At 55.6% G+C, this 8,375-nt stretch carries 7 protein-coding genes and 1 pseudogene; 1 reads left to right on the top strand and 7 read right to left on the bottom strand.

Annotated features, from left to right (window positions below; genetic code table 11):
* The 7 genes and pseudogenes from K5905_RS20925 to K5905_RS20895 all read right to left on the bottom strand — a co-directional run.
* Window positions 1-188, bottom strand: a pseudogene (locus K5905_RS20925) (carbohydrate kinase); the annotation flags it as partial.
* Between the two features lie 6 nt (window positions 189-194).
* Complete coding sequence (gene rhaM / locus K5905_RS20920) at window positions 195-509, bottom strand: L-rhamnose mutarotase (RefSeq protein ID WP_297587278.1); 315 nt, start codon at window positions 507-509, stop codon at window positions 195-197.
* Between the two features lie 2 nt (window positions 510-511).
* On the bottom strand, window positions 512-1,528 hold the full coding sequence (locus K5905_RS20915; protein WP_297587275.1) for an ABC transporter permease: 1,017 nt from the start codon (window positions 1,526-1,528) through the stop codon (window positions 512-514).
* Window positions 1,525-2,508: an ABC transporter permease gene (locus K5905_RS20910; RefSeq protein ID WP_297587273.1), complete on the bottom strand. Its 984-nt coding sequence runs from the start codon at window positions 2,506-2,508 to the stop codon at window positions 1,525-1,527. The genes K5905_RS20915 and K5905_RS20910 overlap by 4 nt, the downstream gene beginning before the upstream one ends.
* Entirely contained in the window at window positions 2,505-4,058 is a 1,554-nt protein-coding gene (locus K5905_RS20905; protein WP_297587271.1) for a sugar ABC transporter ATP-binding protein, read from the bottom strand. Before K5905_RS20905 ends, K5905_RS20910 begins: the two co-directional genes overlap by 4 nt.
* A gap of 87 nt (window positions 4,059-4,145) precedes the next feature.
* Entirely contained in the window at window positions 4,146-5,138 is a 993-nt protein-coding gene (gene rhaS / locus K5905_RS20900) for a rhamnose ABC transporter substrate-binding protein (protein ID WP_297587269.1), read from the bottom strand.
* A 53-nt stretch (window positions 5,139-5,191) separates the two neighbouring features.
* A complete protein-coding gene (locus K5905_RS20895) occupies window positions 5,192-5,998 on the bottom strand; it encodes a DeoR/GlpR family DNA-binding transcription regulator (RefSeq protein ID WP_297587267.1) in 807 nt (268 codons plus the stop codon).
* A gap of 185 nt (window positions 5,999-6,183) precedes the next feature.
* On the opposite strand from K5905_RS20895, the gene K5905_RS20890 reads away from it, so the two are divergent.
* Window positions 6,184-8,286 carry a bifunctional rhamnulose-1-phosphate aldolase/short-chain dehydrogenase gene (locus tag K5905_RS20890; protein WP_297587264.1) on the top strand — a complete coding sequence of 701 codons (2,103 nt, stop codon included), beginning with the start codon at window positions 6,184-6,186 and terminating at the stop codon, window positions 8,284-8,286.
* Window positions 8,287-8,375: the final 89 nt, after the last annotated feature.

Below are 8,375 nucleotides of genomic sequence, written 5' to 3'. Positions count from 1 at the left end.
TGCCTGAGTGACGCACAGATAAACTGCCAGAGTTCTTCGGTATCGTAGTGAGGATAAGGTGGACCGCTGAGTACGCGATTTGGACGCGCCAGAACACCGATTTCCCGTTCTTTTTCAATGTCGACAACGGCTACTTTGGCGTTGGTCTTGCCGATATCGATTACGCCGACATGTCTTGCAGTCGTCATCAGCTGTCAATCCATGTGAAAGACGGTTTCCAACGTCTCTGCAACCGGTTCGTTGTTATCCCTGGTTTCCATGATATCGGCCATGTGGGCCCACCATTTCTGCATCACCGGGTTATGCGGCAGCTTGGCCATACCATCTGCATTTTCGCGCCAAAGCACCCCGAAAAGGATATTGGTATCTCTGTCGAGATGGATGGAATAGTCCCTAATTCCAGCGCTTTTCAAAAGCTCGACCAGTTCCGGCCAGATCTCGTCATGCCGTTTCCGATACTCAGCCTCCATGCCGGGATTGAGCTGCATCTTGAATGCAAATTTTTCCATTCTCATGCCTTTCTGCGGGCAAGGATGTGCCTTGCTATCCGCGGCAGGGCGATGACTGCGATCAGAAGCAGGCCGATAAAGATGGACATTACGATGCCCGGTACATTCAAAAGACCAAATCCGAACGTGACCATGCCCATGACGAATGCGGCAATGACGACGCCGGGTATCGTTCCTGATCCACCCAGAATGTTGATGCCACCCAGCACCACCATCGTGACGACTTCGAGTTCCCAGCCGAAGGCGATCGACGGTCGCGTCGCTCCGAGGCGGGATGTCAGGCAGACCGCTGCGACCCCAGACATCAATCCGGTCAAAAGGAACAGGGCGAATTTCACGCGCTTTACCCGTATGCCGGAGAAAAGTGCACCGACCGGATTATTGCCGATCACATAGACTGCCCGACCGAAGTTTGTCTTGTGCAGCAAGATTGCAAACAGGAGCGCCATGACCGCAAACAAAAGAAACTCGAAAGAGATCACCCACCAGACGTAACCCTGGCCGAAATAAGCGAAATCGGCCGGATAACCGGTATAGGCCTTGTCGCCAAGCACGATATAGGAAACACCCCGGAACAGGCTCATGGTGCCGATCGTCACCACAATCGAGGGCAAGCCGAAACCCGTCACAAGGAAGCCGTTAAATGCGCCGCAGGCCAACCCTACGCCGAGTCCGATCAGAACCAGAAGTGACGTATCGACCCCCATCTGGACGGCAAATCCCATCGCTGTTGACGCAAGAGCGATAATCGAGGCGACGGACAGGTCGATCTCGCCTGAAATGATCAGCAGCGCCATCGCAAAGGCGATCAAGGCTTTTTCGGTAAAGTTGAATGTTGCGTCCGACAGGTTCCAGGGGTCCAGAAAATAGGGAGAAGCAAAGCTGTTGACGACGAAGACACCGATTGCAACGACCAGCAGAAGCAGCTCCCAACTTGCTAGAAAACGCTGAAGGGGCGTTCTCAGGCGGTCGGGTATTCTTCGCCCGGTGGCTTGCGAATTGGCTTCGGCATTGCTCATGTCGCATGCTCCGCTTCTTTCAGGATGACCCGGCCCTTAGCGCGATTGGAAGTGGCGTTGAATGCCACGGCGATGATGATTGCGCTGCCTGAAATGGCGAGCTGCCAGAATGGTGAGATGTTGATGACGGGCAGGGCGTTTTTGACGATGCCGAGAAACAAGGCCCCCATCAGCGCCCCGGCGACGGAACCGATCCCACCGGCAATTGAAATGCCGCCGATGACACAGGCCGCCACCACTTCAAGTTCGAATCCACCTGCGATATCGACATAGGCAACCGCGTAGCGGGCGACCCAAAGATATCCGGTCAGACCGGCAAGCGCACCGGATAGCACGAAGGCTGCGCATTGTGTCCGTCCGACATTGATCCCGGTATATACGGCTGCATGAGGATTGCCGCCGACCGCAAAAAATGCGCGGCCGAGGGAAGTTCTGCCGATCAGAACGACGAACCCGATCACGGCAATGATTGCGATCCATGAGAGGACGGGCAGGCCCAGAACAATGTCCCGCGGGAAGGCTTTGAAGCTGCTGCTCATCTCATGGGCATTGATCCATGCACCGTCAGAAATCAGGAAGATGATACCGCGATAGATGGTCATTGTTCCAAGCGTCACAACAATCGGCGGGATGTTGAGCTTCCAGACGAGCAACCCGTTCACGAGACCCATCAAGGCACCAAGAGTGATTGCGATCAGCAGGATAACCGGAATGGGTAGTTCAGGCATCATCGTGTTCAGCATGGCAACGATCATGCCGGTGAGAGCAAGGTTGGCGGCAACGGAGAGATCGATGCATCGGGTGAGGATCACGGCCATCTGACCGAGTGTCAGGATGATGAGTGGTGCCGTGTCGTTGAAAACGCTTGCCAGATTCGAGGGAGCAACGAAGGCGGGAAAACGCAGCGAGATGGCAAGCAGCAGAGCCAGGATGGCGGCACCCAGAATGCCTTCGCGGGACTTGAAAAACGATAGGGTCACGAGACCGCCTCCGATATGCCTGCCGCCGCACGGACGAGGTTTTCGGGTGTCAGGCGGTCTCCCTGAAACTCCGCTGCAATGCGCCCCTCGCGCATGACGATCACCCGGTCTGACATGCCGAGAATTTCCGGAATTTCAGAAGAAACCATGATGACGGCGAGGCCTTCCGCAGCAAGTTCCGCCATGAATTCGTGCACCGCCGCCTTCGAGCCGATGTCGATGCCCTTGGTCGGTTCATCCAGAATGATGACCCGTGGCTGCGTGGCCAGCCATTTGGCGATGACAACCTTCTGCTGATTGCCGCCGGAAAGATCTCCGATGTCCTGATCAAGTGCCGCCGCCCGCAAGTCCAGGCGCCGGGTGTAGTCCCGCGCAAGCTTGAACTCCTCCGCCAACCGCAAAAATCCGTTCCTGGAAGTGGATTTGAGCGACGGCAGCGAGACGTTTTGAAAAATCGGCAATCCCTTGATCGCGCCCTGCTTGCCACGGTCCTCCGGCACATAGACGATGCCGTGGTTTATCGCCTCGTCCGGAGACCGGATCACCGCAATTTTATCATCGATCCGGACCGCGCCTTTTGAGGGTTTGGTGACGCCGAACAGTGCCTGCATGACTTCGCTTCGTCCCGCACCGACAAGGCCGTAGAATCCGAGGATCTCACCCTTACGCAGTGTGAAGCCGATGTCTTCGAATTCGGTGGGGTGGCAGTACCCGACGACTTTGAGAATCTCGTTTCCGGTCTTTGCGTGTCGATCCGGAAAGACCTGGTCGACCGACCTCCCGACCATGAGTTTGACAAGTTTCTGTTCATCGACATCGTCGATCTTGCCTGCGCCGACCATCTGACCGTCCCTGAATACCGTGTACCTGTTGGCAATGCGGAAGATCTCATCGAATTTGTGACTGATGAACAGGATTGCCTTGCCCTCGGCTTTCAACCGTTCGACCAGTTCGTACGTTTCTTCGATTTCCTTGTGTGAAAGAGAAGCAGTTGGTTCGTCCATGATCACGATCTTGGCGTCAATGGAGAGCGCGCGCGCAATCGCGACCAGGTGCTTGTTGGCGATACCCAGTTCCTTCAGCATCACCCTTGGGTCAATCTGCGCCCCGATACGCTCCAGAAGTTCTTGCGCCTTATGCACCATTTGCTTGCGGTCGATCAGACCGAAACGCGTTTTCGGTGCGTGCCCGATGAAGATGTTTTCGGCAACCGACAGATCATCGAACAGGACGGTTTCCTGATGGATGGCCGTAACACCGGCCTTTCCGGCATCCTGTGCTGTCGGAAAGGACACAGGCGTTCCACCGATGGCGATCTGTCCGTGATCCGGCTGATAAATGCCTGTCAGGACCTTGACGATTGTGGATTTTCCGGCGCCGTTTTCACCGACCAGCGCCGTGACTTCGCCGGAATACAGGTCAAGTGCAACTTCAGACAGCGCTTTGACCCCGGGAAAGGATTTTGAAATGCCTTTCAAAGACAGAACGGGTGCAGGCTCATTTGTTTCATACGCGTGCACGTTCTTTATGCCCTGCGAATTCGCAAGCATTCCCACTACCCCGGCGGCTGTTTGGTGTCTGGTCAGGAGCGGCCCGGCAACAAGGTGCCGGGCCTGCGTGTGCTTGGAATACGAAGCTTAGAAGATATCCTTGAAGTCGTCGATGTTGGAACTGTCATAGACAAACGGATCGGCCATCGCGCCTTCGTTGTTGTCGTCCAGTTTCAGCGCCCCCATGCGACCCATGGGAATTTCGGCGCCTGGCTTGGCCTCGGCATTTCCGGCTGCGAGATTGTAAGCGAGCATTGTCGCCGAATAGCCAAGATCGATCGGATTCCAGATCGCGAAGGACTTGGATGCGCCGGAATCTATATGGCCGGCCATTTCGGAAGGCAGTCCCAACCCGGTCACATTGATCTGTCCTGCTTTTTCTGCATCGGAGACGGCTTGCGCAGCAGCAACGATGCCCACGGATGTCGGGGCAATGATGGCCTTGAGGTCGGGATAGGTCTGCATCAGGCCCTGTGCTTCGCGATAGGACTTGTCGGCCAGGTCATCTCCGTAGACAGTCGCGACAACGTTGATGCCAGGGTAGTTGTCCTTGACCTTGTTCATCTCCTCGATCCAGGTGTTCTGGTTTGTGGCCGTGGCCGAGGCGGAAAGAACGGCAACGTCGCCACCATCGGGCAGATGATCGGCGGCAAGCTTGATGATCATGTTGCCGATCAGCGGATTGGACGATGGGTTCAAGTGCAGCTGACGGCCATCTGGAGCAACGCCTGAGTCCCACGACACAACAGTGATGCCGCGTTGCATGGCTTTCTTCAGTGCCGGGACAAGCGCGTCCTGATCATTGGCGGAGATGGCGATGGCATCGACCTTCTGTGCGATCAGGGCGTTGATAACTTCGATCTGTCCTTCCGCTGTCGTATCGGTCGGACCAGTGTAAATGATCTCCACGTCACCGAGCTCTTTGGCTGCTTCCTCGGCGCCTTTTGCGGCTGCCTCGAAGAAACCGATTCCAAGTGCCTTGACCACGAGAGCGATGCGTTTTGTTTCAGCCTGTGCCGGGCCAGCTATGCAAACGGCGGCAACGGCCGTTGCTGCCAGTAGTGACTTGAAGAGTTTCATTTTCTTCCTCCCTGGATAGCTGCCGGCCCTCCCAGGTCCCGGCAGAATGCCGGCTAACCGCTTGAGGTTGCCTTGGTTTGTGCGGCGCCTGATTGCGCCACGATCAATTTGACATCCGCCTGCTCGAGCATGTTTGCCGCACTGTCGGGAATGCCCTCGTCTGTGATTACTGTCGAGATCCGGTCGAGTGGACACAGGATAAGACTGGATCGGGCACTGAATTTCGATGAATCCACCAGCACCACCAGTTCGTCGGCCTGTCCGATCAGCTTCTGTTCCGCCTGGATGAGAAGTGGATCGGCCTCCATCAGACCGAGAGGCCCCAACCCTTGCGCTCCCATGAACATACGCTTGGCGTAGAAGTTTCGGGTGACGTCATTGTCGAAAGGACTGAGGATTATGTTCTGTTCGCGATAAATCGCGCCGCCCGAAAGCATGATCGTATTCTTGGAATTTTTCAGAAGGTGTTCTGCAATCGGAAATGAATTGGTGAACACCTGCATCCGTTTTGTTGCGAGCGGATGAACCATCTGAAATGTGGTGGTACCACCGTTGATAATGATGGCGTCTCCGTCTTCGCACAGTTCAACGGCTCTTTGCGCAATTGCGCGCTTTTGCGTGATGTTGATCGTTTCGTTGACGCTGAACGGGCGCCCTGCCAGTCCGACGAACTGCGGAGGATGTATCGATTCAGCCCCACCCCGCACGCGCCGAAGCTTTTTCTGGACATGCAGTGTTGCAATGTCCCGCCTTATTGTGGCTTCCGAAGAATCGGTCAACGCCACAAGTTCCTGGACCGTAACAACCGGTCGGTCCTGGACAGCGGACAAAATGATCCTCTGGCGTTCTTTCTCGTGCATACGTGCCTCCCGTTAGACAAAAGTTTTCACCAAAAACGCTCACTGTCAATCACAAAATGTCATTACCGATCATATTGCGATGCAAAATGATCGGTAATGACTGTTTTTGATTGACAGCACGATCCGTTCGAGCGAACTTCTAATCAAACAGGCAAGCGCTGTCAGGCTGTATTTGGGAGGAATGAATGTTGAACTCTGCCGCAGGATCCCGGCTTCAAGACCTTTGGGACGAGGACAAAGCGAAGGCTTTGAATGAGGCTGAGTTGTTGTTGTACCGCTCAAACCTGCTCGGATCGGACAAGCGCATTACGAATTACGGCGGTGGCAACACGTCCGCAAAGGTGTTCGAGAAGGATCCTCTGTCTGGCGAGCAGGTTGAAGTGCTGTGGGTGAAAGGCTCTGGCGGTGATGTCGGCACGATCAAAATGGATGGTTTTGCAACGCTTTACATGGATAAGCTCCAGGCACTGAAATCGCTTTATCGCGGCGAAGACTATGAAGACGAAATGGTTGGCTATCTGCCTCATTGCACCTTCAATCTCAATCCACGCGCAGCTTCCATCGACACGCCCCTTCATGCCTATGTTCCCAAAAAACACGTCGATCACATGCACCCTGACGCGATAATTGCCATCGCTGCTGCGGCCGACAGTTCCGAGATCACTCGGGAGATCTTCGGCGACGACATAGGCTGGCTTCCCTGGAAACGGCCAGGATATGAGCTTGGTCTCTGGCTTGAAAAGTTCTGCGTCGAAAATCCGGATGCCCGAGGTGTCGTGCTTGAAAGTCATGGTCTATTCACCTGGGCAGATGATGCAAAAACCTGTTATCGGGTTACGCTTGAGATCATCAACAAGGCGATCGAGTGGTTCGAGCAGAAGACTGCCGGCAACGAAGCCTTCGGAGGCAGCAGACACAGCGCTTTGCCACCGGGGGATCGCCGGCGGGTTGCCGCAGAGCTTATGCCGGCCATTCGCGGAATGATCAGCGGCGGACAGCCGATGGTCGGTCATTTCGAGGACAGTGATGTGGTTCTGGAATTTGTCTGTTCCAGCAACATGGAAAACCTTGCAGCCCTTGGCACGAGCTGCCCGGACCATTTTCTGCGTACGAAAATCCGGCCGCTCGTCGTGGATTTCGACCCTGAGCATCAGGATGTGACGGCGACACTTGACGGCCTCGCGGATGCGGTTGCCGCGTATCGAGAGGGATATGCGGCCTATTATGACCGTTGTAAGCGCGCGGACAGCCCGCCGATGCGGGATCCGAACGCCGTCGTCTATCTCGTTCCAGGCGTCGGTATGATCACCTTCGCAAAGGACAAGGCGACGGCTCGGATCTCGGGAGAGTTCTACACCAACGCAATCAATGTCATGCGGGGTGCTTCGGGTGTTTCGACTTATCGGGGGCTGCCCGAACAAGAGGCGTTCGACATTGAATACTGGCTCCTGGAAGAGGCCAAACTGCAACGCATGCCAAAGCCGAAAAGCCTGGCGGGCAAAATCGCACTCGTCACCGGTGGTGCAGGCGGGATCGGGTCTGCGACTGCCGACCGCTTTCTGAAAGAAGGGGCCTGTGTGGTTCTTGCCGACATTGACGCGCAGGCGCTTGCGAAAACTGCCGATCTTCTCGTTCGGCGCTATTCCCGGGATGTCGTGCGGGTGGTCAAGATGGACGTCACCAGCGAGGAGGCCGTCGCCGAAAGCTATGCTGATGCGGCGCTTGAGTTCGGAGGTGTCGACATTCTTGTCTCCAATGCCGGCATTGCGTCATCCGCGCCGGTTGAACAAACTTCCCTGGAACTTTGGAACCGGAATATGTCGATCCTTTCGACCGGGTATTTCCTTGTCTCCAGGGAGGCATTCCGGATTATGAAAGCACAGGGCACAGGTGGTTCGATCGTCTTTATCGGATCAAAGAACGGTCTCGCGGCCTCCCCCGGTGCCAGTGCTTATTGCACGGCCAAGGCGTCCGAACTGCATCTTGCCCGCTGTCTGGCTCTGGAAGGCGCGCCGGAGGGTATCCGAGTGAATGTCGTCAACCCGGACGCAGTGCTGCGCGGTTCCAAGATATGGTCCGGTGACTGGTTGAAGGAACGAGCTGAAGCCTATGGCAAGGATACGTCCGAACTTGAAGAACACTACCGCCAGCGCTCGTTGCTGAAGCGTTCGGTGCTGCCAGAAGATATTGCTGAGGCAACCTATTTCTTTGCTTCGGAGACTTCGGCAAAATCGACCGGCAACATTCTGAATGTCGACGCCGGCAATGTTCAGGCCTTCACGCGCTGACGGAGTAGCTCATGACGATGATCGACGAGACCCTGCTGGTGCAGGAAAATGAACAGCGCCTTGACCATCTGAAACGCGACTATGACATG

Origin of the sequence: Roseibium sp. (genome assembly GCF_025698965.1) — a bacterium.
GTDB lineage: Bacteria > Pseudomonadota > Alphaproteobacteria > Rhizobiales > Stappiaceae > Roseibium.
The sequence above is the reverse complement of the archived record's forward strand: the minus strand, read 5'-3'. Positions and strand labels throughout refer to the sequence as shown.

Bases quoted from the DNA above. Each gene is read 5' to 3' on its own strand.
- K5905_RS20890 (WP_297587264.1), top strand. From the start codon at position 6,184: ATGTTGAACTCTGCCGCAGGATCCCGGCTTCAAGACCTTTGGGACGAG.
- rhaS (WP_297587269.1), bottom strand. From the start codon at position 5,138: ATGAAACTCTTCAAGTCACTACTGGCAGCAACGGCCGTTGCCGCCGTT.
- K5905_RS20905 (WP_297587271.1), bottom strand. From the start codon at position 4,058: ATGCTTGCGAATTCGCAGGGCATAAAGAACGTGCACGCGTATGAAACA.
- K5905_RS20915 (WP_297587275.1), bottom strand. From the start codon at position 1,528: ATGAGCAATGCCGAAGCCAATTCGCAAGCCACCGGGCGAAGAATACCC.
- K5905_RS20895 (WP_297587267.1), bottom strand. From the start codon at position 5,998: ATGCACGAGAAAGAACGCCAGAGGATCATTTTGTCCGCTGTCCAGGAC.
- rhaM (WP_297587278.1), bottom strand. From the start codon at position 509: ATGGAAAAATTTGCATTCAAGATGCAGCTCAATCCCGGCATGGAGGCT.